Origin of the sequence: Falsihalocynthiibacter sp. CO-5D18 (genome assembly GCF_041205445.1) — a bacterium.
Lineage (GTDB): Bacteria > Pseudomonadota > Alphaproteobacteria > Rhodobacterales > Rhodobacteraceae > Falsihalocynthiibacter > Falsihalocynthiibacter arcticus.
On the sequence record NZ_JBGFCF010000012.1, the window covers coordinates 125488 to 150025 of the forward strand.

Annotated in this window: 25 protein-coding genes, 1 tRNA gene, 1 other RNA gene and 1 pseudogene; 17 read left to right on the forward strand and 11 right to left on the reverse strand. The window is 51.7% G+C overall.

The window, feature by feature from the left end; genetic code table 11:
• Positions 1 to 30 precede the first annotated feature (30 nt).
• Positions 31 to 1134 (forward strand): hypothetical protein, encoded by a 1104-nt coding sequence (locus tag AB9F27_RS15880; protein ID WP_335584904.1) that lies wholly within the window; start codon positions 31 to 33, stop codon positions 1132 to 1134.
• A complete protein-coding gene (locus tag AB9F27_RS15885) occupies positions 1131 to 2495 on the forward strand; it encodes a cytochrome P450 (RefSeq protein ID WP_335584905.1) in 1365 nt (454 codons plus the stop codon). The genes AB9F27_RS15880 and AB9F27_RS15885 overlap by 4 nt, the downstream gene beginning before the upstream one ends.
• Here the strand turns inward: AB9F27_RS15885 and AB9F27_RS15890 are convergent.
• The 3 genes from AB9F27_RS15890 to fumC all read right to left on the reverse strand — a co-directional run bounded on the left by AB9F27_RS15890 (position 2482) and on the right by fumC (position 4573).
• Positions 2482 to 2715, reverse strand: a complete 234-nt coding sequence (locus tag AB9F27_RS15890; RefSeq protein ID WP_335584906.1) for a ribbon-helix-helix domain-containing protein — start codon at positions 2713 to 2715, stop codon at positions 2482 to 2484. The two genes, AB9F27_RS15885 and AB9F27_RS15890, sit on opposite strands and share 14 nt — an antisense overlap.
• 272 nt (positions 2716 to 2987) lie before the next feature.
• Positions 2988 to 3179: a DUF4169 family protein gene (locus tag AB9F27_RS15895; protein ID WP_039002249.1), complete on the reverse strand. Its 192-nt coding sequence runs from the start codon at positions 3177 to 3179 to the stop codon at positions 2988 to 2990.
• Complete coding sequence (gene fumC, locus AB9F27_RS15900) at positions 3179 to 4573, reverse strand: class II fumarate hydratase (protein ID WP_335584907.1); 1395 nt, start codon at positions 4571 to 4573, stop codon at positions 3179 to 3181. The genes AB9F27_RS15895 and fumC overlap by 1 nt, the downstream gene beginning before the upstream one ends.
• A gap of 244 nt (positions 4574 to 4817) precedes the next feature.
• Between fumC and AB9F27_RS15905 the strand changes: the two genes are divergently transcribed.
• Positions 4818 to 5153, forward strand: a complete 336-nt coding sequence (locus AB9F27_RS15905; protein ID WP_335584908.1) for a hypothetical protein — start codon at positions 4818 to 4820, stop codon at positions 5151 to 5153.
• Between the two features lie 156 nt (positions 5154 to 5309).
• Here the strand turns inward: AB9F27_RS15905 and AB9F27_RS15910 are convergent, their stop codons facing one another.
• The 5 genes from AB9F27_RS15910 to ssrA all read right to left on the reverse strand — a co-directional run bounded on the left by AB9F27_RS15910 (position 5310) and on the right by ssrA (position 8478).
• Positions 5310 to 5792, reverse strand: coding sequence for an SRPBCC family protein (locus tag AB9F27_RS15910; RefSeq protein ID WP_039002252.1), 483 nt, complete (start codon positions 5790 to 5792; stop codon positions 5310 to 5312).
• Positions 5793 to 5890: 98 nt separating this feature from the next.
• A complete protein-coding gene (locus tag AB9F27_RS15915) occupies positions 5891 to 6355 on the reverse strand; it encodes an SspB family protein (RefSeq protein WP_039002253.1) in 465 nt (154 codons plus the stop codon).
• A 105-nt stretch (positions 6356 to 6460) separates the two neighbouring features.
• Positions 6461 to 7714 carry a chromate efflux transporter gene (gene chrA / locus AB9F27_RS15920; protein ID WP_335584910.1) on the reverse strand — a complete coding sequence of 418 codons (1254 nt, stop codon included), beginning with the start codon at positions 7712 to 7714 and terminating at the stop codon, positions 6461 to 6463.
• Positions 7715 to 7829: 115 nt separating this feature from the next.
• Positions 7830 to 7982 carry a hypothetical protein gene (locus tag AB9F27_RS15925; RefSeq protein WP_335584911.1) on the reverse strand — a complete coding sequence of 51 codons (153 nt, stop codon included), beginning with the start codon at positions 7980 to 7982 and terminating at the stop codon, positions 7830 to 7832.
• A 148-nt stretch (positions 7983 to 8130) separates the two neighbouring features.
• Positions 8131 to 8478: a transfer-messenger RNA gene (gene ssrA, locus AB9F27_RS15930) on the reverse strand.
• 74 nt (positions 8479 to 8552) lie between these two features.
• Here ssrA and acuI point away from each other — a divergent pair.
• The 13 genes from acuI to AB9F27_RS15995 all read left to right on the forward strand — a co-directional run bounded on the left by acuI (position 8553) and on the right by AB9F27_RS15995 (position 20120).
• Positions 8553 to 9542 carry an acryloyl-CoA reductase gene (gene acuI / locus AB9F27_RS15935; protein ID WP_369757928.1) on the forward strand — a complete coding sequence of 330 codons (990 nt, stop codon included), beginning with the start codon at positions 8553 to 8555 and terminating at the stop codon, positions 9540 to 9542.
• Positions 9543 to 9665: 123 nt separating this feature from the next.
• Positions 9666 to 10106, forward strand: a complete 441-nt coding sequence (locus AB9F27_RS15940) for a TrgA family protein (protein ID WP_335584913.1) — start codon at positions 9666 to 9668, stop codon at positions 10104 to 10106.
• 43 nt (positions 10107 to 10149) lie between these two features.
• On the forward strand, positions 10150 to 11265 hold the full coding sequence (locus tag AB9F27_RS15945; protein WP_369757929.1) for an NUDIX domain-containing protein: 1116 nt from the start codon (positions 10150 to 10152) through the stop codon (positions 11263 to 11265).
• 54 nt (positions 11266 to 11319) lie between these two features.
• The gene (locus AB9F27_RS15950) at positions 11320 to 12357 is read left to right on the forward strand and encodes a cysteine synthase A (RefSeq protein WP_335584915.1); all 1038 of its coding nucleotides are present in this window, start codon (positions 11320 to 11322) and stop codon (positions 12355 to 12357) included.
• Between the two features lie 4 nt (positions 12358 to 12361).
• A complete protein-coding gene (locus AB9F27_RS15955; RefSeq protein ID WP_335584916.1) occupies positions 12362 to 14908 on the forward strand; it encodes a mechanosensitive ion channel domain-containing protein in 2547 nt (848 codons plus the stop codon).
• The gene (locus tag AB9F27_RS15960; RefSeq protein WP_335584917.1) at positions 14905 to 15627 is read left to right on the forward strand and encodes an alanyl-tRNA editing protein; all 723 of its coding nucleotides are present in this window, start codon (positions 14905 to 14907) and stop codon (positions 15625 to 15627) included. The genes AB9F27_RS15955 and AB9F27_RS15960 overlap by 4 nt, the downstream gene beginning before the upstream one ends.
• 139 nt (positions 15628 to 15766) lie before the next feature.
• Positions 15767 to 15856: transfer RNA gene (locus tag AB9F27_RS15965), tRNA-Ser, on the forward strand.
• Positions 15857 to 16005: 149 nt separating this feature from the next.
• A complete protein-coding gene (locus tag AB9F27_RS15970; protein ID WP_369757930.1) occupies positions 16006 to 17208 on the forward strand; it encodes a tyrosine-type recombinase/integrase in 1203 nt (400 codons plus the stop codon).
• Positions 17198 to 18145, forward strand: a complete 948-nt coding sequence (locus AB9F27_RS15975; protein ID WP_369757931.1) for a hypothetical protein — start codon at positions 17198 to 17200, stop codon at positions 18143 to 18145. Before AB9F27_RS15970 ends, AB9F27_RS15975 begins: the two co-directional genes overlap by 11 nt.
• Positions 18146 to 18357: 212 nt before the next feature.
• Positions 18358 to 18567, forward strand: coding sequence for a MerR family transcriptional regulator (locus AB9F27_RS15980; RefSeq protein WP_369757932.1), 210 nt, complete (start codon positions 18358 to 18360; stop codon positions 18565 to 18567).
• Between the two features lie 183 nt (positions 18568 to 18750).
• On the forward strand, positions 18751 to 19065 hold the full coding sequence (locus AB9F27_RS15985) for a hypothetical protein (RefSeq protein WP_369757933.1): 315 nt from the start codon (positions 18751 to 18753) through the stop codon (positions 19063 to 19065).
• Complete coding sequence (locus tag AB9F27_RS15990; protein WP_039000012.1) at positions 19058 to 19549, forward strand: helix-turn-helix domain-containing protein; 492 nt, start codon at positions 19058 to 19060, stop codon at positions 19547 to 19549. The genes AB9F27_RS15985 and AB9F27_RS15990 overlap by 8 nt, the downstream gene beginning before the upstream one ends.
• Positions 19550 to 19601: 52 nt before the next feature.
• On the forward strand, positions 19602 to 20120 hold the full coding sequence (locus AB9F27_RS15995) for a hypothetical protein (protein ID WP_369757934.1): 519 nt from the start codon (positions 19602 to 19604) through the stop codon (positions 20118 to 20120).
• A 490-nt stretch (positions 20121 to 20610) separates the two neighbouring features.
• Here the strand turns inward: AB9F27_RS15995 and AB9F27_RS16000 are convergent, their stop codons facing one another.
• The gene (locus AB9F27_RS16000) at positions 20611 to 21177 is read right to left on the reverse strand and encodes a hypothetical protein (RefSeq protein WP_369757935.1); all 567 of its coding nucleotides are present in this window, start codon (positions 21175 to 21177) and stop codon (positions 20611 to 20613) included.
• 119 nt (positions 21178 to 21296) lie between these two features.
• On the opposite strand from AB9F27_RS16000, the pseudogene AB9F27_RS16005 reads away from it, so the two are divergent.
• A pseudogene (locus tag AB9F27_RS16005) lies at positions 21297 to 21455 on the forward strand (transposase domain-containing protein); the annotation flags it as partial.
• Positions 21456 to 21600: 145 nt separating this feature from the next.
• Here the strand turns inward: AB9F27_RS16005 and AB9F27_RS16010 are convergent.
• Complete coding sequence (locus AB9F27_RS16010; RefSeq protein ID WP_369757936.1) at positions 21601 to 22137, reverse strand: hypothetical protein; 537 nt, start codon at positions 22135 to 22137, stop codon at positions 21601 to 21603.
• Between the two features lie 232 nt (positions 22138 to 22369).
• The gene (locus tag AB9F27_RS16015; protein WP_369757937.1) at positions 22370 to 24379 is read right to left on the reverse strand and encodes a hypothetical protein; all 2010 of its coding nucleotides are present in this window, start codon (positions 24377 to 24379) and stop codon (positions 22370 to 22372) included.
• Positions 24380 to 24538: the final 159 nt, after the last annotated feature.

Below are 24538 nucleotides of genomic sequence, written 5' to 3' on the forward strand. Positions count from 1 at the left end.
CGCTACCGCGAACTCTACCGCAAAGAAGCGATGAAACAAGCTGAAATTTCTGGTTATAATATTGAAACAAAAGGGAAAATAGGGAGTTCTGGCCCCTTCGGCTGGACGGCAACTGCGACAATAGAGGGCGCACAAGTGACCGCGGACGTCTCTGTGCTGGTGTGGTCAGATATTGTGAAGTCGTCGATGGGGCACGGGATTGTGGCGACCTATTGGCAGATGCTGATCACGTCGTGGATTTACATATATTCGGGGGCGCTTCGGCGGCTTATGTGGCTGCGCAAGGGGCCGATTATTGCCGCATTATACCCGATCGCGATCCTTAGCGTGCAACTTCTTGGGGCTATCACGTTCGCGTCCGTTGTTGGCTCGATTTTATCGACCTATGTTTATCCCCGCGCCGGATGGGTGACTTTTATCCCCATCGTTATCTATATTTTGCGCTGGTTCCATGCGCGCGATAGCAAGATTTACGCCTATTATCTGATGCATGATTTCGCGCATACGGCGCAAAACTGGGGGGCGTATCCGCCAAAAATGGAGGAGCGTTTCGAAGCGTTTCGCGCCCAAATTGCACAGGCGCTTACAGAAAACTACGACGAGGTGTTGATCGTTGGCCATTCCTCTGGCGCACATATTGCGGTGTCGATTGTTGCGGATTTGTTGCGGGCAAATCAAGGGCCAAAACGGGGCCATGTCCTTGGATTGCTGACCCTTGGACACGTGGTTCCGATGGTGAGCTTTCTGCCCAAGGCGACACGATTACGCGGTGATTTGGCGATGCTTTCAACGCGCGCCGATATTACGTGGGTCGACGTTACCGCGCCGGGCGATGGTTGCTCGTTTGCTCTGTGTGACCCCGTTGCCGTCTCTGGGGTTGCCCCGCAAAAGGCGCGTTGGCCGCTTGTGTTCTCGGCGGCATTCACCCAATCGCTTAGCCCCGAACGGTGGCAAGAGTTGAAACGAAAGTATTTCCGCCTGCATTTTCAGTATCTTTGCGCCTTTGATCGTCCCAAAGACTATGACTATTTTCAAATTACAGCGGGCCCAAAAACGTTGAGCGCGCGTTATCGTGACCGTCCTGCCTCTCGTTCACGCCTTGATGTCGCGGCCTCGGGTTACACCGACGTATGACCGTCACACCTCCCAAACCCACAGCCCGCGCGGAGAAAATAAGCCTGTTTAAATACGCGCGTGCGTTTCGGCGTGATATCCTCTCTGCACAACCCGCGAAATTGTATCGCGCTTGGATGGCCGAGTTCAAAACACCTTTTTTCCGCTCGTTTCTCATCAATGATCCTAAGTTGATTGCGCAGGTTCTTAAGCGCAATCCCGAACATTTTCCCAAGTCGGATCGCATTCGTGAAGGCTTGAAACCTATTCTTGGAAATTCGGTTTTTCTGACCAATGGGGAAGTCTGGAAACAACAGCGACGCATTATTGATCCGGCTTTTGAAGGTGGGCGTCTGCGCGATACCTTTGGCGCAATGAACGCGGCTTGCGAAGATGCTGTGGCAAGATTGCTCAAGATGGCACCAAGGGAAATTGAGATAGAGGAAGCCGCCAGCTTTGTGGCTGCGGATATCATTTTTCGCACGTTGTTTTCTATTCCGATCACCCACCGCACCGCGGCCGAAGTTTTCACTCAATTTCGCGCCTATCAACGCAATCAGCCGATCTTGAACCTTGCAGCCTTTGTGCCGCTTCCACGATGGATGCCGCGATTTCACCGTCGAAACACCAAAAAAACGGCGCGTGCCATTCGGTTGTTGATTGGCGATCTGGTTGCTCAACGGGCGGGTGAAATTGCGGCAGGGACCGCGCCGGATGATTTGGCGACCAAGATTATGACCACCAGAGACCCGCAAACCGGTGCGAAGTTCAGCGCCGAGGAAATGGTCGATCAGGTGGCCATCTTCTTCCTTGCGGGGCATGAAACGAGTGCCAGTGCCTTGGCATGGGCGCTGTATCTATTGGCTATCGATCCAGATATGCAAAACCGCGTCGCCGAAGAGGTTGCGCAGGTTATTCCTGAACGGGATATTGCGTTTTCCGACATCGGAAAATTACGCCTGACCCGCGATGTGTTTCGCGAGGCACTGCGTTTGTATCCCCCTGTTCCAATGATGGTTCGTGAGGCCGCGTGTCCGCAGGAGTTTCGCAATCGAGACGTACCTACAGGTGCTCAGATCGTATTGTCGCCGTGGCATTTGCATCGCCACGAACGGCTTTGGGAACGGCCAGATGAATTTGATCCAGATCGGTTCAAAACCGAAAACGGGAAGACCTGCCTGCGCGAGGCCTATATGCCGTTTTCTGCAGGACCGCGCGTGTGTACGGGGGCAGGGTTTGCCATGATTGAAGGGCCGCTCTTGTTGGCGAGTTTCGTACGGGCGCTTAAGTTTAGCCCTGTCGCTGGCCACATTCCCGTTCCGGTCGCCCATCTTACGGTGCGCGCCAAAGACGGGATTTGGCTTGAAATCACCCCGAGATAGTGGAATTTGCGCGATAATGCTGTAAAATATACAGACGGATCGCCGAAGCGAGCCCCATATCCAACCCACGCGCGGCGTCAATTTCGGCGGCTAATGCATTGATCGGAATTTTACGTTTGTCGGCAATCTCGCGGAACGACAGCCAAAATTCGTCTTCAAGAGAAACGCTTGTTCGGTGACCATTTAATGTTAGGGATCGTTTTCTAGGTCTTCTACTCATAAATTATACACAACGTCCCAAATCCAATGGAGTGGCCGCCCTTATCCTAATGCCTCTTTAGAACCGCTCCCCAAACCCTTGCATCTCACTTGTATTCAAACAACACATTCTTGCATTTCTTTCCAAAAGGGAAAGGCCGATGCAGCACCATGTGATGTATCTGTCAGGGGAGGCAATTCTTTGCTCTTCTGTGAGAATGACGTCAGAGCCTTAAAATTTCGTATAGACATGAAAATGAAATTGGCTGGAGGGATCAGGCACCTTGTCATCGATTATTCGTGATCAAATTCCGTATCAACCACATGTTGATCCAGCATTTTTTGCGCCCGCGTGTTTTTGGTCGCTTGCAACAGGCGGTCCGCCTTTGTGACGCCTGCGGAGGCGGTATTTTTCTCCGAATCCGCACGTTTTTCGTCCCGCGCACGTTGTTTGCGTGCGCGGGCGAGGTTGATTAATTTTTGCATTAAGGTTTGGGGCCGATCATGTTTTCCGGACGCACAACCGCATCAAACGTCGCCTCATCCACAAAGCCCAGTGCAATGGCTTCCTCTTTCAAGGTCGTGCCGTTTTTATGGGCTGTTTTGGCCACTTTCGTCGCGTTGTCATAGCCGATTGTTGGCGCGAGTGCGGTTACCAGCATCAGGGATTCGTTCATGATTTTGGCGATACGCTCTTTGTTGGCCTCAATACCCACCACGCAATTGTCGGTGAAGGCCGTGGAAGCATCGCCCAAAAGTTGCATAGATTGCAAGATGTTATAGGCCATCATTGGGTTGTAAACGTTGAGTTCAAAGTGCCCCTGACTGCCTGCAAAACCAACGGCGGCATCGTTGCCAAAGACGTGGATGCAGACCTGTGTGAGGGCTTCGCATTGGGTTGGGTTCACTTTTCCTGGCATGATCGAGGAGCCAGGTTCGTTTTCTGGCAACATCAATTCGCCCAAACCACAGCGCGGACCCGAGCCCAAAAGGCGGATGTCGTTGGCGATTTTGAACAGGCTGGCGGCGACAGTTTTCAACGCACCTGAGAACATAACGAGGGCGTCATGCGCTGCGAGGGCTTCGAATTTATTGGGGGCAGTCACGAAGGGCAGGTCGGTGATTTTGGCCATGTTTGCGGCGACTTGTTCGCCCCAGCCCGCAGTTGTGTTGAGGCCAGTGCCAACGGCCGTGCCTCCCTGTGCCAATTCGTAAATGTCGGGCAGGGAGGCTTTGATGCGCTCGATGCCCTTTTTGAGTTGGTGTGCGTAGCCCGAAAATTCTTGGGCCAGTGTGAGCGGCGTTGCATCCATGGTGTGGGTGCGGCCGATTTTGATGATGCCGTCGAATTCCACGACTTTGGCCTCTAGCGCCGCGTGGAGTTTTTCCAAACCGGGGAGCAAAACATCACGGGCCATCATCGCGGTGCCGATGTGCATTGCGGTTGGGAATGTGTCGTTTGAGGACTGGCCCATGTTGCAATGATCGTTGGGGTGAACCGGATCTTTGGAGCCGATCACGCCGCCGAGAATTTCAATCGCGCGGTTGGCGATGACCTCGTTGGAGTTCATGTTGGATTGGGTGCCGGACCCTGTTTGCCACACAACCAGTGGGAAGTTGTCGTCAAACTTGCCGTCGATCACTTCGCCTGCGGCCTTAACGATGGCGTCGCCGCGTGTTGCATCCAGCGCGCCGTTGGTCATGTTGGCTTGCGCGCAGGCCATTTTAATCACCCCGAGGGCACGGACAATCGCAAGAGGCTGTTTTTCCCAACCAATGGGGAAATTCATCAAAGAGCGTTGCGTCTGAGCGCCCCAATATTTCTCAGAGGGGACCTCAAGCGGGCCAAAGCTGTCGGTTTCGGTGCGGGTATCTGTCATCAGTTTCTCCTGAGAAATCCTAGGGCCTAAGGGTTGCCACTCTATAGAATGCGTGCCGTTAAATTACAATTGCCACAACCGCGCAGGAGGCAAGAATTTGACTGGTGTGTACCCAGTGTTAAATCAGAAAAGTTTTAGGGAAAAGTCTCAAACTGGCCGCATTCCTGCGAAAACGGCGACTCCGGTTTGACATAAAATTAACCAGAGGGATCGTAAAGGTAGTGTCAACGCACAGGAGGATCAGGTGCAGGCGCCGAGTTTGACAACAGGACACGAGAGCTTTTATATCCGCTTGGAACGGATTGAACGCAACCATTCGCGGCAAAACGCGGCGGGGCGGGCAACTTCGCGGATGCGTCCCCCTTCAAAGGCAACGCGCAAGCGGATGCCAAATATCGTCGCCCCCCGAGCCAAAGCGCCATTTATTCCCAAACCCACGCTCATTTCCCGTTTGAAATGTTGGTCGTATGGCTGCCTCATCGGCGGGGTTTTGACACTTGCAAAAACGGGTTTTGGAGACGTTGACGCAATGCACGGGCTGGCGGGTTTTTCGGCGGAATTGCTGTATAGTTCGATTTAGTTTGCCTATTTGTTTTTCTTTTTGGTCGCGTTGGCGGGGGTCTTTGGGCTGCGTCAAAGGCCTGCGTTTGCGCAGTTTTCCATCGCCCTCGGAACAACCATGCTGCTAGGTCTTCTGTAGACGAATGGAGGCCGTGTCGGCCTCCATTGCGCGCCTTTAGGCGACCATCGCGATGGGGCGAACCACTTCAACCCCATTTTCAACATAGTCTTTGTTGGCCGCAAGAAGTTTTGCCAGAACACCGCGAAACTGCGCCTTCATCATCGGTATCATTAACGCCCCGAGAAGGCCGAACTTTGGGGTGAAATCCATCGTGAAGGTGAGTTCACTCCGGCTTGGTGACAGGCTTCTTACAATCAGCCCTGCAACCGCACGTTTGAGGGGCACGGTACCGTCGTAAATGTCGACTTCCATGCTTTCCCCCGCTTTATACGCAATGATCCGTTCCAAAACATGGTTTTTACCGTCGGAAAAATCGCACCGACGCTCTGCGCCAAGGCCGGTCTCTTTGCTGTTGTTGATCAGGGAGGAGGAATTTAGGTTCGGATTGTAAATTTGGATGTCACCAAAGGTGTCCCATGATTTCCAAACGCGGTCTGCGGGGGCATTGTAGGTTTGTTTGAGGATGATTTTAGCCATGATTATCTCCAGTTTTGAACATGTGTCCAAAACATAAAGAGAGTAACGTGGTGCTTAAATAGTCCGAAATGGGGCGTGGTGGATCAGATGCGTACCACCTATTTACGGAACGAGTCCAAACTAACGACTTCGGCTTCGATGGGCTCTTGAGGGACATCTTCAGCCATTGGTGCTTCCGCATCATCAGCGTCTTCGGTCTCGTCGTCGTGTTCTTGGCTTTCAAAGCGCAGGCCAAACTCGACCGATGGATCGACAAAGGTGATGATCGCGTCATAAGGAATATAGAGCGTTTCAGGTGTGCCACCGAATTTCATCCTGACGGTAAATCCGTCATTGGTGACATCAAGACCTTCAAACCAGTTTTGCATCACCACGGTCATTTCGCCCGGATAACGATCAGAAAGCCAATCCGCGATCTCGACGTCGGGATGCAATGTATCAAACGTGATGAAAAAATGGTGCGAACCCGGAAGGCCGTCGCGTTGCACATTTTCCAATACTTTTTGGATCAGACCGCGCATGGCGTCATGCATGAGGTTTCCGTAGTCGATAAATTGAGACATGTGTCGCCCCCTTATGCAGCGCGTGAAGTTAATTCGATCATATGCCGCCCCCTCGGCGAAGAAAAGGGGCCGCGCGGCCTTTTTTTCATGCAATCGTCAAGCAAGCTATAGAAATGACAGACCGAAACCCGCGAGGGCAACGATGAGAAGTGTTTTGCCCATACCCACATTTAAGCGCAGCATGAGGAGGGCAGCAAAGGCAGAAAGGGCGGCTGCAGACCAGTTTAGGCTGTGCAAATCAGGAGTTAATAGGTGGATCGGACCGAGGCTTGTGGGGGTGACGCGCTCAAAAACGACATGCAGGGCGAACCAGATCGAGAGGTTGAAAATAACCCCAACCACGGCCGCCGTTATGCCCGACAGGGCCGCAGCAAGGCGCGGGCGGCTGCTGATTTGCGCCAAGTAGGGGGCCGCTGTGAAAATCCACAAAAAGCACGGGATGAAGGTTGTCCAAAGCGCCACAATCGCGCCCGCAATTCCAAGCCAGAGGCCGCCTGCATTGAAGGCCGCTTGAAAGCCTACGAACTCTGTCACAAGAATCAGAGGGCCCGGCGTTGTTTCAGCAAGACCGAGGCCATCCATCATGGTCGCCGTCGAAATCCAGCCTTTTTGCACCACAACTTCTTGGGTCATATAGGCCAGCACAGCATAGGCGCCGCCAAAGGTCACCACCGCGAGTTTTGAAAAGAACAACCCGATGGACGTGAGTAGTTTTGCCCCCGTCAGGTGCAACAAAAGCAGGGGGAAGAGCCAAAGGCTGCCCCAAATCGCGATGGTGCGGGCAGGGTGTGCGGAATTGGGTTGTGTGATTGCCACAGGGGGCACGCTTTGTTTGGGTAAAAACACCACACCCGCGAGTGCTGCCGCCGCTACGATCAAAGGATAGGGGAGTGCCAGAAAGAAGATGCTCACGAAACTTGCCGCCGCAATCGCCCATGCCGCGCGGTGTTTGAGGGCACGTTTGGCAACTTTGAGCAGGGCTTGGATCACGATCACCACAACGGCGGCTTTGACCCCAAGGAAAAGCGCTTCAACCAGAGGCACATTGCCATAGAGCGCGTAAAATATGGCCAGTGCCAATACGACCAACGCTCCTGGGATTACAAACAGTGCGCCCGCCATCAGGCCGCCACGCACCCCGTGCAATCGCCATCCCGCATAGGTGGCCAGTTGCATCGCTTCTGGGCCGGGGAGCAGCATACAAAACGACAAGGCCGACAGGAATTGCTCTTCGCTCAGCCACGGGCGCTCCTCCACCAGCTCTTTGTGCATTACCGCGATTTGCGCTGCAGGGCCGCCAAAAGACAAAAGCCCGATACGGGCAAAAACACGGGTGGAATCGGAGAATGTCGGAGTCATTTCGGCCCTGTCGGTCTGGATTTCTCAAGAGGTAACAGGTTGAGATGCCGCTGTTAAGGCGGGGATTGACGGGGGCCGAAATTGTGTGATGCGGGAGGGGCTTGGGAGCGTGGGTTTACGACGAGCCGCCATACGAAGGATTGAACGTATGGGGCACGCTATACTGGATGGTTTTACGCGCCGTTTCAGGGTTGCGCACATTTGCCACGATGGAGGATGCGGCCAAAAGTATCGACGCGGAAGCAAGGATAAAAGCGATGTTTCTCATAGGACTGCCTGACTCTTTTTTTTAGCCATTTGATCCGGTGCAGAAAGAAAAACAAGCCATGACATTTTCGTGATTAAAAATGCGCGACACATTGCCCATATCGAGCGGAAATGCGCTTGAAGTCGTGAGAAATAATACAGGGGGAGTAAGTGCAGGTTTCTGTTGCCAGGTACCTGCGAACCCCGCCCAAAGCTGCAAAGCTAGGGGACTAAGTTTTCGATATTTCGAACTGCTTACGCAGCTAGAGCCATCGGAGCGTCGTTGTCATTTGCAACTAGCTTTTTATGTACCGATAACGGTGGTAACTCACCGAGATAAAGCAAACCTCTTTAGACGTTCGTCGATCCTATTTCGACCCCATGATCCCCAAAGAAGGATTTTGGTGGAGTCGCCGGGTACCGCCCCCGGGTCCGATCCGCTTATTACAAGCGCGTTTATATCCATAGTCCCGAAGGACAGTTTTAATGTAGGGCGCGTGTGGCGGAGTTACAAGTGGTTTTGGCTTGTGGTCGCAGATGATTTTGCGCAGTGTTTTGGGAGTAAAAACCAAAGCCCCTAAAGGAGCCCCCTATGTTTAATGCATTAATCGTCGAGAAACTTGAAGACGGCACCACAAGCGCAAGTATTCAGAATATTTCCGAGGATCGCCTACCAGAAGGCGAGGTGACCGTCGCGGTGGACTATTCGACAGTCAATTACAAAGACGGGCTTTGTGTAGGGCCGGGTGGCGGTTTGGTGCGCAATTATCCGCATGTTCCGGGTATCGATTTCGCAGGAACCGTTCTCGACAGTTCCGATGCACGTTACAAGGCAGGCGACAAAGTTGTTTTGACGGGGTGGCGCGTGGGCGAAGCGCATTGGGGTGGTTACGCGCAAAAGGCGCGGGTGAAGGCAGATTGGCTTGTGCCGTTACCCGAAGGGCTTACTCCGCGTACCGCGATGGCCGTTGGAACCGCAGGTTTTACGGCGATGTTAGCGGTTATGGCACTTGAAGATCACGGTCTAACCCCCCAAAAAGGAACGGTTTTGGTGACTGGTGCCGCTGGCGGCGTTGGCTCTGTGGCCACGGCAATCCTCGCAAATCTCGGCTATCAGGTGGCCGCTGTCACGGGGCGTCCTGAAACGGCTGACTATTTGAAATCGCTGGGCGCGACCCAGATTGTTCCGCGCGAAGATCTCGCCGAAACGGTCAAACGTCCGCTTGAGGCGGAACAATGGGCCGGATGCATCGACGCGGTTGGCGGCGCGATGTTGGCGCGTGTTCTGGGGCAAATCTCCTATGGCGGGTCGGTTGCTGCGATAGGTTTGGCGGGCGGGGCGGGACTTCCGGCGACGGTCATTCCGTTCCTTCTGCGCGGGATAAATCTCCTCGGCATCGACTCGGTGATGCAACCTTTTGAAAATCGCAAACGGGCGTGGGCACGCATTGCGACGGACCTGCCGCTTGATAAACTTGAGGCAATGGTGGTGCCCGCAACCCTCAGTGATTTACCGCAATTGGGTGCGGATATCATCAAAGGGAAAATCAAAGGCCGCGTTGTTGTGGACGTAAACGCCTAAAAAATAGCGCGCGCGAGGCGTGGTTTGATTGCAACCCTCGCGCGCCCATTCACAAAGCCCGCGCGAAATCCTTGCCCAAACGCCCAAAACCCGCATAAATCGTGGAAAACGAATGAGGTTTCTATGCTTTCTGCATCCCGAGTAGTCGCTGGCGTTGTTTTCGCGATTGTCACATGGTTCGCTTGCGAATTCGTTGTTTTCACACTGCCCGATGACAAAAATCCTGGTCTGTTTTCCGTCATAAGTGCGGCACTCGCCTTTGTTGTCGCGTGGCGCATCGCAGGCCCCCATCAGCGCGAAGGGTATAAGGCTGCGTTTTCTACGGGGCTTACGACGGCAGTGGCCATCACCATTTGTGTGACGTTTCTTCATGCAGGGATCGAGATGATCGATCAGTCGATGCGCAAAGCCTATGGTGGCCCCATGGAAGCCATCGTTGATATGTTTAGTATCGCGGGCAAATATGCGATGATCGCAGCGACACCTTTCCCTATTGCCATAATGGTTTTTGGCGGAATTTTTGGTGGTTTTGCCGTGGAATGGGCCAGCCGCCGCTGGAACTGATACGTTTCCCAATTCAATTGATATCCCATATTTAGGACACGCCGTGACAGCCCTTTTTCTCTATGGTTCCCTGCGGCACGATCCGCTTCTTGAAGTCGTGCTGGGCAATGAGACGCTGCCTGAAAACCAGCCCGCTTCCTTGCAAGATCATTGTGTATATTGGGCCAAAGACGCGGGTTATCCGTGCTTATTGCCTGCTGCGGGCCTCACAGCTCAAGGAGTGGTCCTGCCCAACCCTACAGAGCAGATGCAAGCGCGGATGGACTTCTACGAGGCCTGTTTTGACTATGAGGTGCACCGCGTGACGCTCACCGATGGGCAGGAAGCGCTTATTTATTTGCCCCCACAAGTGATTGAAGCTGGTCCGCAGTGGTCGCTTGCCGATTGGCAAACGGTTTGGGGGCCGATTTCGGTTGAGGCCGCGCGCGAAGTCATGGCGGCGTTTGGCCGCGAAGTCCCCAAGGAGGTTGGTAAGCGTTTTGGCGTCATCCGTGCCCGCGCCGCCTCCAAATTGCGCGGACAATCTGCGCCGTTAACCAACCGCTTTTCCACAACAGACGTAACGATCATCGCGCAGAATCGCGCCTATGATCATTTTTTCGCACTGGACGACGTGCGTCTGACCCATCGCCGCTTTGATGGCGACGTCAGCCCTGAAATCGAACGCGCCATCTTTGTGATGGTCGATTCCGTCACTGTTTTGCCCTATGACCCCGTGTTGGATCGCGTTCTTTTAATTGAGCAATTTCGCGTCGGACCGTTGATCCGCGGTGACACGTCGCCGTGGAGTGTTGAGCCAATAGCAGGGCGGGTTGATGCCGGAGAGACCCCTGAAATGGCGGCCCATCGAGAAAGCTTGGAGGAGGCGGGCCTGACCGCGCTTGAGCTTGAACTCATTGGGGAATATTACCCATCCCCCGGTGCTATTACCGAGTATTTATACAGCTATATCGGCATCACGGACCTCTCGAAGGTTACGGCAGGTTTGGGCGGTGTAGCGGCGGAGGGCGAAGATATACAGCGCCACATTCTGAGTTTTGACGCCTTCATGGAACGGGTCACAAGCGGGGCAGGCGCCAACGGCCCGCTGCTCCTCTCAGCCTACTGGTTGGCGCAAAATCGCGACCGTTTGCGCGCTCAAGCGGTTGGCGGCGCTTGAGTTCCCGTTCAGAGCATCCTAAACAAGAGAGCAACTCAATATAAAGGGCTCGAAATGCGCGTTTGCAAAGATTTGCCAGACCTAATCGGCAACACTCCTCTGATCCGACTGAACGCCGCTTCTGAGGCGACTGGATGCGAAATTTTAGGCAAGGCGGAATTCCTTAACCCTGGGCAGTCCGTTAAGGACCGTGCGGCACTCTATATCATCCGCGATGCGATCGCCTCGGGGGCGCTCAAACCGGGTGGAACAATCGTTGAAGGCACCGCTGGCAATACCGGTATTGGCCTCGCCCTCGTTGGATCTTCGATGGGTTTTAAAACGGTGATCGTGATCCCCGAGACTCAAAGCCAAGAGAAGAAAGACATGATCCGTCTTGCGGGCGCTGAATTGGTTCAGGTCCCAGCCGCGCCGTATAAAAATCCAAACAATTATGTGCGCTATTCCAAACGCTTGGCGGAAAAACTTGCCAAAACCGAACCTAATGGCGCGATCTGGGCAAACCAGTTCGATAACGTCGCAAATCGGCAAGCCCATCTGGAAACCACGGCCCCTGAAATCTGGGAGCAGCTGGATGGAAAAATCGACGGATTTATCTGCGCGGTTGGCTCCGGCGGTACCTTGGCAGGAGTTGCAATGGGACTGCGCGCCAAAAACGCAGATGTCAAAATCGGTTTGGCCGATCCCCAAGGCGCAGCTCTTTACAATTTTTATACCAATGGTGAACTAAAATCTGAGGGCGAATCAATTACCGAAGGCATCGGGCAGGGGCGCATTACCGCCAATTTGGAGGGCCTAAAAGTTGATTATGCCTACGAAATTCCGGATTCCGAAGCGTTGCCCTATGTGTTTGACCTTCTACGCGACGAAGGCCTGTGTTTGGGCGGGTCCAGCGGCATCAATATCGCTGGGGCCGTGCGCCTTGCGCGTGAAATGGGCCCAGGCCATACCATTGTGACCATTCTTTGCGACTATGGAACACGATACCAAAGCAAACTGTTCAATCCCAGTTTCCTAAAAGAAAAAGGCTTGCCTTACCCAGAATGGCTTGCGGCCTCGCCGCGCTCCATCCCCGGTGTTTTTGAGGATTGATTGAATGCAAGTATTGAGTCGCTGCGGCGGGGTGTTTCGCTGGATTTTTAGCGCGGTTGCGGTTTGCGTCGCGCTTGGGGCGCAAACATCCCCCGCAGTAGCGCAATCTCCCAACGACGCTTCGGCCGCAACAATTCCGATCTCCAGACCTGTCAGCGAATCGGAAACCGCGCCTGAAAAAACGTCGCCTGCAGAAGAGGCGGGCGACGATGGTTCCTTTGAGATTTTGCGCACGTTGCGTTCGACCGTTTTGGAGAACGGGAAAACCTACGGCGATTGGGAAACGTTTTCAAAGCAGGCGCAAAAAGACGTAGTGAACGCAACCGAGACTACGGAAAATCTTGAGTCTCTGCGTAAAAAGATTGTTGTTTGGAGAGATCTATTTCTTGGCAAAGAAGGCCTTAATTCCGGTCAGATTTCAACGCTCGACGGCCAGATTGAGGCGCTGTCCCCCGCGCCATCATCAGGCACCAACGGGACCGAACAAGAGACCGCAGAAATTGTAAAATTTAAACTGAAGAGCCTCGAAAAGGAACGCGCGGTTCTGCGGGTACCTTCTCTTGCGGCGGCCGAAGCGTTTGCTTTGGCCAAAGGGCTAATTCGCGAGATCGACCGTATCATAAATGCGCGGAAACGCTCGGAATTCCTAGTGTCTACCCCTTCGCCAATTCTTCCGAAGTATTGGGCGCAGACCATTGAATATCTTTATGATTTCTATGGCATTATCCCGGCAGAAACGCGGGTAGAATGGCATAAAAAGGATCGTAACCAGAACCTCCTGACAAATGCCCCACGCATTCTGCTTTTTCTCCTAATGGCCTTGGTGATGTTTCTGCGCTGGGGAACTTGGATGTCAAAAGCGCAAGACCGCGCGGCGCAACAAACGAGTGAACCCTTGCGCAGGTTTTCCTCAGTTGCCTTGTCTGCACTCACGAATTTAGCCCCGCTTTTCGGAATTTTGCTGATCCTTAAAGTGCTTGTTCTCCTGGGTCTATTCGGATCGCACGGGTTGGCTTTGGTTTCGGGGCTCGGGCAACTGGCCTTGATGTTTGTTGTTGGGCGCTGGCTGGGACAAAAGGTGTTTCCGCGGGAAAACCTTGGCAACGAAATTTTTCACCTAACGACGGCTCAACGTGCCGAAGCTAGGTTTTATACAAACATCTTGAGTGTTATTCTGGGACTATCCTCGTTGGGTATCCTTATGTTTGGCATTTCTACTCCTGAAAAGGGCGTCGAGGCCGTTTTGGTCTATCCGCTCATTCTCGGCTCTGGATTAGTGAGTTTTCGACTCGTTCAATTGTTCCGCAAGGGCGTCCTTGATGAACTCGAAAATAGCGATGGAACAACAAACCCAACTTTCCGCAATCAGGTCATCGCCTTTATAAGCCGTTTGGTGATGATACCAGCTATTTTGGGGCCAATTCTTGCAACGCTTGGGTATTACAATGCCGGGGTGATGGTGACGTCGCCTTTGATCCCGTCATTGGCCCTTTTGGCCGTTATTCTTATCCTCCATCAGGTTTCCAATCAGGTTTATGATTTGATTGCATGGCGATTTGGCGCATCACAGGAATCGATCATTCCTGTTCTCGTCGGTTTTGTTTTGGCGATTGGGTCCATCCCTCTTTTCGCAATTATTGCGGGGGTACGTCCGGCCCAAATCTTTGATTATTGGAACCTTTTCTTAAACGGCTTTACCTTCGGAACAACACGAGTTTCCCCCTCGAGCCTGCTGTTGTTTTTGTTTGCGTTTGGCGCGGTCTTTACAATTACGCGGCTTCTTCAAGGGGCATTACGCAGTACACTCTTGCCAAAAACCACGCTCGACATTGGGGGGCAAAATGCCATCGTGTCTGGCCTTGGATATGTTGGGATCTTCCTTGCGGGGCTCGCGGCAATTATGGTGGCAGGGATTGATCTTAGCTCCTTGGCGATTGTCGCTGGGGCCTTGTCGGTCGGTATTGGTTTTGGCCTTCAAAACATCGTTTCCAACTTTGTGTCGGGCATAATTCTACTGGCAGAAAGACCGATATCCGAGGGCGACTGGATTGAAACCAGTGACGGCCAAATGGGGTATGTCCGCGATATTTCGGTACGCTCAACTCGGATCGAAACGTTTGACAGAACGGATGTTATCATTCCCAACGGTGACCTCGTTTCCGGCGTTGTGACGAACTGGACGCGCGGCAATTCGATTGGTCGGCTTATTTTGCCTATAGGCGTTGCCTATGACTCGGATTCAAATCAAGTCGCGGATCTCCTGCTCGAAGTTGCCAATGGCCACCCAATGGTCTTGGCCACCCCCGAACCCAAGGCCCTGTTTCGCGGGTTTGGCGCGTCAAGTTTGGATTTTGAGTTGCGGCTCATTTTGCGGGACATTAATTGGAAACTAAATGTTCAAAGCGACCTAAATCATGAAATTTTGCGACGTTTCAATGAAGAGGGCATTTCCATCCCATTCCCACAATCGGACCTTTGGTTGCGCAATCCCGAGGACTTAAAAGGGTTTGGCCCACCCCCTGCAAAACCGTTAGAAGAGCCTTCCATATGAGTGTAAAACTGTTTCAACAAGACCCGTATCTGCGCGATGCTCCTGCCACGGTTTTGGCCCACACCCCCGAAGGGGGAGTGGTTTTGGATGGCTCGATTTTTTATCCAACCGGTGGTGGGCAACCCGGCGATAGCGGGAAGCTCACATGGGCGCCATCCGAGACCCTTGAGGTGGCGACAACCATCAAGGGGCAGGGCGAGCAGATCATCCTCCTTCCCGCCACTCCAGCGCCACTTCCGCCCATTGGGACCGCGGTAATACAACAGCTAGACTGGGAACGTCGTCACCGCCACATGCGGATTCACACAGCGCTTCATATCCTGTCGGTGGTGATCCCTTTGCCGGTGACCGGAGGCTCAATCGGGTCTGAAAAAGGGCGTCTCGACTTTGATATGCCCTATCCGCTGGAAAATCGCGAGGCGCTTGAGGAGGGGATAAATGCGCTCATAGATCGCGATCTCCCCATTACCGAAACGTGGATTACGGATGCTGAACTCGACGCGAACCCCGGTCTGGTTAAGACGCTCCGCGTTCAACCGCCCCGAGGTTCAGGGCGCATCCGGCTCATCGCAATAGGCGAGGGTCGCGAAATGATTGATTTGCAGCCCTGTGGCGGTACACATGTGGCACGCACTGGCGAAATTGGCCTGATTCATTTCGGCAAAGTCGAGAAAAAAGGCGCAACCAATCGACGGGTCAACATTCTACTAGATGTCTAGATTTCGCATGATTTTTAAGGCTAAATGCCAAATGCAATTGATCCCAGAATTAGAGTCTGAGGCACAGATTCAAGTTTTAGTGCTAATTCCACTATTTGCCCTTGCGCCCCTTCAAACCCCACACTAAAACCCGCCCAACGGACAGGTGGCCGAGTGGTCGAAGGCGCACGCCTGGAAAGTGTGTAGGCGGGTGACCGTCTCCAGGGTTCGAATCCCTGTCTGTCCGCCACTACCACCTTTTCCCACATTATGTTCATCTGCATTAAGCCGCTTTAACCCCATATTTACATGGCGGTTATTGCTATTTGAGGTTTGATTGGATTTCAACAAATTTTGCCTGTATACTTTCACTGTGTGGTATATTTGGTGGTATTTGTTTTGTCGGCACTGAACGGAAAACTTACAAAGAAGCTTGTCGAGAACTTGGGCGCAGGTCGCCATGGTGACGGAGCGGGCCTTTATCTGGTGGTTGATCCCTCTGGCGCGCGGCGTTGGATTGTGCGGGTCACGGTCAAAGGGCAGAAAAATCGCAAGGGCGCGCCGCTACGCACTGACTTTGGATTGGGTGGCGCAGATATCGTGACGCTGAATCAAGCAAGAGAACGCGCGCTTGAGTATCGCCGAATGGCCAAGCAAGGTTTGAACCCCCGATTTAACGCCACTCGAGAGATACCAACCTTCGCAGAAGTTGCGCAACAGGTCCACATAGACCGGATGCCGACATGGAAAAACGCCAAGCATGGCCAACAGTGGCTCAACACTTTGCGCGACTATGCCTTTCCCAAGATTGGGCGGATGCCTATTGATAGCATCGGCCAGCCTGAAATTCTGATGTGCTTGTCGCCTATCTGGACGGATAAGCACGAAACGGCCAAGCGATTGGCCCAGCGCATCAAGACGGTTTTGGATGTGGCTAAGTCGAAAGGCTTTCGCTCCGGTGAAAACCCTGTGACTGCAATCCGTGACGCCAAGGTTTTGCCAACCGTTAAAACGAAACCTCAACACCATGACGCGATGCCGTGGCGCGATGTGCCAGCCTTCTTTGCTGAACTGAACGAACGCAGTGCGATTGCGGCCAAGGCGCTGCAATTTACAATCCTAACGGCCAGCCGCACCTCCGAGGTGCTGGATATGACTTGGCAAGAGGTTGATTTCGAGGCGCGTCTATGGACCGTGCCTGCCGCGCGTATGAAAGGCGGCAAAGCACACCGCGTACCTCTCACAGATGAAATGCTGGCGATGTTGGAACCATTGAAGGCGCTGGCCTCGGTCTATGTCTTTGAGGGGCAAAAGCGCAACAAGCCGCTTTCTAATATGTCGATGCTGATGTTGTTACGCCGCATGGGGCGCGATGGCTTTACCGTGCATGGCTTTCGTAGTTCATTCAGGGATTGGGCGTCAGAGGCCGCAAACGCGCCGCGTGAGTTGGCAGAAGCGGCATTGGCGCATCAAGTTGGGTCGGATGTTGAAAGGGCTTATGCGCGGTCTGATTTGTTGGATCGGAGGCGGGAGCTGGCTACTACTTGGACCGAATATCTAACCGACACCCTTGAACTAAAGGAGAACATCAATGAGTCATGACTACGAAGGCAGCGGTGGCTTAGGAGGTTTAGATTATTGGAGGTTATCTGACGAGTTGTCAGTCATTGACGCTACTTTTTTGACACTAAACTTAGATCCTGGGAGCTTCGAACTTTCGGATTTGTCCGACCCTGCAAACAGTAAAATTGTTAAGATCGCCGATTTTGAAGATCGGGAATACCGCGCTGTTTACAATGGCGATATTCCAGAGGTTGAGCTTGAGCCAAACCAATTCCGTGCTGTTTTCAAGGCTCTCCGAAACGCTGTTTTGAACAACAGAATTCGCGCCAATGTGGTGACACGCGGACGGGAACCAAGTTATGTAGTCGAAGAAAGCATTCCTTATGATACCGGCCGAATTGAATCGGAGGAAGTGCTTAACTACAAATACTTAGTCGGACGCGGAACGCCCAAATTGTTTAGTAATTCTGTAAACATACAAAACGTTAAGGTTTCATTCGGTGGTGACGAACACGAAGATGATGTCATTTACATACTTAAAGAACCGGATTGGTCAGAAACCAAGTTAGCTGTTGATGATGTGAAAGAATGGTACACTTCCCGAGGTTTGTATCCGGAATTCTTTTTTTGGAAGGGTTTGAAAGAGGGCTTTAGGGACGCGAAAAACCCAAGATACTCTGCAAAACTAGCAACTGCAGTTGCAGCGTGGGAAACCGTAAAAAAGGCGGGTAAAAATAAGAGCGTAAAACAATCGTTGTTAGATTGGGTTCTCGGCAATGGGGTCCAATTCGGACTTGGCAACATTGAAAGCGTTGTGAGTCCAACTGTTGCTGAAGAGGTGGCCAAGATTGCAAATTGGCACACGGGGGGCGGGGCGACGAAGACCGCCACGGGCGACGAAGATGATGAAAACGAAAGCGAGCAAAAAGATCCAATCCAAAACTTTCAAAAAATCGATGGGCAAATACCTTTCTAACCCAAGCTATGGTTAAGATGCCCTAGCTTTAATGGTATGAAATATATATATAATATCTCCAAGCTTCCCATTTCGATCCAAAGTAAGCGTCAGAATCCAGTAAGTTTTGGGATAAGCTACAGTGGGGTTTTCTTAACCTAGGTCACTATTCCAAATGCCTCAGTGAATGCATTTTCTAGCCATCGCAACCAATCCAACAAAAGGATTTATCGATGGCTAATATCTACGACGACGACCGTATCTTCTTCCCAGAAGACCCTGAACTCCGTGTTTTCGGAAGCACCGAAAAACTAGCACAATGGCGACACCGCAAAACGGGACCAGCCTTTATCCGCATCGGGCGGCGCATCGGCTACCATGGCGCAGACCTAAACGCCTACCTAAACGGTCGGCGCGTCGATCCCAGCACAGAGGCCGCATAATGAAAAACCCCAACTCCGCAAGCGGGGCAGGGGCTTTTCGAGTGACATCAACTGCCACCGTGACAAGTTCAGTTGATGACACATCGAACCCCCTCCTTGCAATGAAAAATGAGCGACGATTTCGGTGGTGCTCTCTTAGCAATTCCGTTCAGCCGCTCAAACTTCGCAAAGGATGTATCGACTATGTCTAAGCATTGGCACAGCAATCACACGCAAGTTTACTGGACTTGTATGGCTCTGACTCAGGGGCGCACGATTAATCACATGGACGAAATTGGCGAAGTGAAGGGATGGCGGCTTGGAGCAATCATTCACACCCTACGTCGCCGGTACCATTGGCCAATAGAAACCGAGTTTAAAGGGCCAGAACGCATCGCGCATTATAGCCTGGTCAAAGGCACAGATTGGCGCGCGTTAAAGTTCCCACCCTCTGCCAAAGAGGTGCGCGCGGCGCTGAAAGAGGCGCAAAACATCACGGGTGGTTCCGCTGATGAGTAAGAGCCGGAGAACTTCGGAGGGGCAATATCTGCCCCTCCCTTACGCCCAGTTGAAAAGCGACGCATGGCGCAGCTTGTCTGGCTCTGCGGTGCGCCTCTGGCTGGAGCTTCACACGCGCTACAACGGGGGCAACAACGGCGCTCTTACGCTATCGTTTGCGGAGGCTGGCGATGTGCTTGGTATGGGGAAGGCAACAGTGCAGCGCGCTTACGCAGAACTTGTCGAGAAGGGGTTTTTGGTTCTTGAGCGTGAAGGCAACTGGTATCACCGGCGCGCACATGAATGGCGGCTTACGACAAAGGCGATGCAGAAGGTCAAAGGCAAAGTGCCAGCAACGCAGGATTGGCGCAATTATCGGACGCCTAAAACAAAACGCGGTGCTGTTTTGGAACCGTCGCACCTTTCGTTCGGACCATTAGAGAACCCTAAGGCGGCGCGTGGTTCCAAAGCAGAACCCGTCAGAGGCAAAAAGCGATGTGCGTAGGGTTCTGGAACGGAACACTAATACTAACCACTCACCTGTAAGGAAACATGAGATGAGCAAGGCAAAGATAACCACAACGGACGGGCGCGCGACGCGGGCTTTTCCCAAGCTGAAGAAAACAGGGGAGGGGAGTTTTAGTGCAGAAGTGCCAGACAACCTTCAGCTTGAACAACTATTGGGGATGCGAACTGTTGAAGCTGCCAAGGGTGTCTATCTAACTGCAATTGGCGCAATGGGGCAATCTGCTGAAAAGTTCGGGTCGCTTGCATCCGCGATGTTTGCGGAGCTTGAGCCGCAAGATGCGATTGAAGCAATGCTCATAGCGCAAATGACTGCAACACATGTTGCGATGACGCACTTGTCAGAAAGGCTGAGTTATCAAACAGCGTATCAAGTTCGGGAAAGCTATGAGCGATCTATAACGCGCTTGAGCCGCACCTATCTTGCGCAGATGGACGCTTTGAAAAAACATCGCGCCAAAGCGCAGCAAATTGTTCGGGTTGAGCGCGTGACGGTGAATGAAGGCGGCCAAGCAATTGTCGGTGATGTCAGCCATGCAGGGGGGCGGTAGCATTGAAAATCGACCATAACCCCATAGACCCTGTCGAAAGGCTTAGAAGCGCGACCAGATGCTCTGCTATGGCGAAGTCCACTGGCAAAAGGTGCTGCTGCCCTTCTAAGCAAGGTTGGACCGTTTGCCGCTTGCACGGCGCTGGCGGTGGAGCGCCGCGCGGAGCCGCCCATCCAAACTTCAAGCAGGGGCTGCGAACCGTTGAGGTGATTGAAATTCGGCGTCTGGTAGCGCTTCTTTGCACAGACCGTTGAGCTCAATTTGAGCCGTACGTATTCGTACAAGACCCGTCATTATATTGTCGCGAACGGCCCAGAGCTGCCAATGACCAGTGCCGATCAATGCTGCAGTCGCAGCCCGCATAGCGGACATTTGCGTCACTACATCAACCGAATTTCAACAATGGTATATGCTTGCCAATGACTGGTCGGAGGCTACTTTGCTCAGCAGCGTGCTTCCACCGTCGCCAAAATGACTGCCCGCTAGTGGATTACTTTCCGACAGCCTCCAGCCATTCTCTCAGCATCTGATTAAAGAGCTCGTGGTCGAAGTCTCGTATATTAAATTCGCGAACTTCCCGCCCATTATCCCACGTTAGAAATGCAGAGCTGATTGCTGAAATCGGCAGGTCACCAAGGTGCGCAGCCTCCAATGCTGGCAAGATATTATGACCATGAAGTCCTTCTTCCTTCCACTTCCTGAGTAGAGCAGCGGGTGACACCAACTGCTCTTTCACAACTTCGCGTTCGATTTCAAGCCACACAGAACCTTGCCAGCTTCGAACATATGGGACAAAGAAATGCCATGAGCTCACTGGAAACTGCTTCTCATAGCTCTCTGGATGGAACCCATCAAAGTCAAATAGGCTTAAGCCTCCAATCGTTCGGGAAATCGGATAGTTTTTCGGCCCATTGACAGTATTTGATCTCTCTCGATCATTGACATCTGGTTCCACTAAGATTGCACGAGATTCGACGATGGACAGTAAGCGGTCAGGACGGGTGGTGTGCCATAGCCCGCCATGAAGCCTGCCGTGTAGTTCGCCCATGCTCCCCATTTTCAAGCTCCTTCCGTGCCTTACCGCATAGGCGGCACCAAACTTCGAGGTCGTCTTTCCAGTACCATCAATCGCGGCCCATGACAGATATTGACGATGCAAGTTCGATGCTGCGATGCGGCCCGTCGAACTGGGCTATGCTTGCGTCAATTATCGAAACCTGTAAGCTCAATAAAATCGAACTGCATGCTTATCTGACTGGCGTTCTCACAGCCATTGCGAACGGCCACAAACAGAAGGATATCGAGCAGTTACTGCCGTGGAACTTTGGGAAGTGACGCACCGCTTACAATAAGACGTACTTTTTCGAAGCCCTGTTGGCTTTGAAACTGCAACGTCACCGGAATGATTAGTGTCGCCGAACTCTACAGCCACATAGCCTTGCTCACTGAAGGTCACAGTAATGCTCAAAATAAGGTCTCCTTAGTCCAATCTGATATCTGTCAAATTTACCAGATTATAAATGTCGAGTGATTTATTCATTTCTTGAAGAAAACTACACGCAGCTATATCAAGGTCACTTCCTCTGTCGCATTTTTTGGGAGTTGCTTCATCGCCCAATGCCTCGAGCCTTCTTGTGTAGCTTCGGGACTTAAAACCCGATGCAGGAATTTTCGCTGGAAGCAAATCCATCAGTTCTCTATTTCTCAAAGAGATAAATTGCTGCGCTTGCTGTAAGCAGGGAATCGGACTTTCTTTGCGGTCGCAATAAGCAAGAGTTACTTCGAAGCAGGCAAACTGGAGCGGCGATTTGAAAGCAATTTCAAAATCTTGCAGTTCATCGAGGCAAATTGTTGGGTTTAGTATGTTTTGGGATAATACCGGCGTGGCTGAGGAAAAAAACAACATGCTTGCAACTGTTGAAATATATAGGGTTTGGGCGAGACAAAGCTTTAAATTGAAATTAGACCTCAGATCATCTAAATCCCAATTTACTACACTTATTTTTAAGGCAGCCAATATTGACATCATGTTTTAAAACGTCCTCCGTGAAATTATATTGTAGTGTATTTTGCAATATTAAACCTGTTCGTCGCCCAACTTATGGAAATCGCATTCCATCTAATTCGGTGAAATCACTTAGTCCCAAAGCCTTGCAAACCGCTTTCGCTAAACTACGCCACGAACGGTCCAACTCTTTGGGACTAGCTCAAACAATCAGCAGCAAAAGAATGAAACAAGCTCCAAGATTTTAGTCGCGATCGAACAAATCAATGATTGCAGCGTCCAGGTCGTTAGTTTGATCGGTTTCTTCTGAGCCAGGATCGCCTGCCCATGACTTGGCCTCTGCGATAAAATTTTCTTGGAGAATGTCGGCTATATCCAAAGAGTCAACAATGTCATTAGCTATCTCCCAAGAGATATCAAAGTCGTCTAAACTGCTAGAAACAAAATCCCATGCCGCTTCAATGGCGCCGTCTTCATCACCCGGACGAAAATCGTCAAGCACGCCGCCTAGAGAAAGTTCATAAGCCGGATCGTCTTGCCAATAGCTAATGACCTCCGCTTGGATTATCTTTTGGAGGTCAGTGTCCTCGTTAGTTTCCAGCTTAGGGACAAGCCTTCTCAATCGTTCTAGCATTAAGAGTTGATCCAGCGTGGAGGCTCCTGGCGAAGCAGCCTCGATGTATTCGATTATCTGATCCTGAAATTGCTCTGGGTTGTGGTCAAGTCCCGCAGAAAAGATGGTTGCGACTTGAGAAACCTCGGCATCAAGAGCTGTGTCGACCAAAAGAGGCAGCATGCAGTCAAGAATTCTCGGAACGTCACACAGCTTTCGCGCACGGGAGTTCCCCAAGACTAGCTCGGTTAGCGTTAGAACGTAATCAGGGAACGCCACGTATTTTTCAGTTTGGATTTTTACATCGGATAGCTTCTTAAGAATTTCAATATACGTAGTATCCGACAGACGTCCGAAGCGATGGAGGCTCTTTAAGTTTCGTAGCGAGGCAAGTGTGTCCAAATTCTTAAAGAACAACGCTAAAGCGCCATCATCCTCCAAATACCGTTCGAGTAGAAAATCCGCAACAGATGGGTTAAATAGGTCAATCGATACTTCCTCATTGCCGCTTTCTACTGTCCGTTGAAGGATTGATCCCACGGATCCCTTCAACATCTTGAGAAATGCGCTGGTTCGGTTCGCGGCAGTAACCAGACCGTCCGATGAGGCAATACGAAGAACTGAATCTCGTAAAGAGTTCTCAGCTAAGCTGCCTCCATTAAACGTGACAATACAGACGGCCAACCTAGTCAAATCGTCAATTTGATTGTCAAAAACCTCAGCCCAAATGCCTTTTGGGTTGTCCAAGCTATCCTCGATATACTGCCAGTATTGGTCGATTTCGACGGAATTCACCCTGTCGGGATCAGTGATAAAGGAGATGAGACGTGGATTGAAGTTTTTGTGTTTTGAAACTTCCAAGAACCGATTTTCTTCATACAATACATCAATATGCGCCTCCGATAGATCGCTGTGCCAGATGTGATTGTACAAAATTTCACCTCGGTCAAAGGGCGTAAGGGATTGGATTGTGACTTCGTATTCCTTCTTGTCAATTTTTTTTAGGCTAAAGAGATCGCTACGGTCTTTTCCCTGGTTTAGGATCGTCGATCTAGACGTCAAAATGAATCTCTTGCTGTCATCTTTGCTAATCCTATCGATGAGGCCAAGAATTTGACTATCTTTTCGACCTTCCATTGCCATGAGAAAATTACGACCAAGGAAGTCATCATAGTAAAAAACCTGCGCTTTATCCTTAATGAAAACACCTTCAGCCTCAGAAATATCATTTTCAATGACACAAAGCTCATAGCCACTAGCCATATAATGATGCGCCAACTGATCTGCTAAGGAGGTCTTTCCTATGCCAGCCTCCCCCGTAATTACAACAGTGTGCAATCCTTCGAGACAAGCTAACGCCTTTTTGTGATTTTCTGTTGCGACGTATTTTGGCGTCGACTCGATAATATCCAATCGCTTGGCTTCACTCCGGCCTATCAACGCCAAGTTGAACATTGCGTTCATAACATTACTGCTCGACAGCCATAACTTGTAATGCTCTAATTCAACGTCCCCATATTTGCCCAGTAGATCGTTTAAGTTCTCTTGGCCGATTATGTCATCGTGTGATGTGATATAGGGGTCAAATAACAGTTTGATCTTGTCCTTGTTAGCCTTCGACAAGGGTAGAGATGTCGCCAAAATATCCCTGTTGGGAGCTAGTTTTCGAACCTTCGGAAGGTAATCCCCCCATTTCTAATGGGGTGCGGCTGTAGAACTTACGCGGCCATTTTCAGTTTCTGGGCGGGGGTCATGCCGCCTATGCCCATATTCGGGCGGTCATTGTTGTAAGTCCATAGC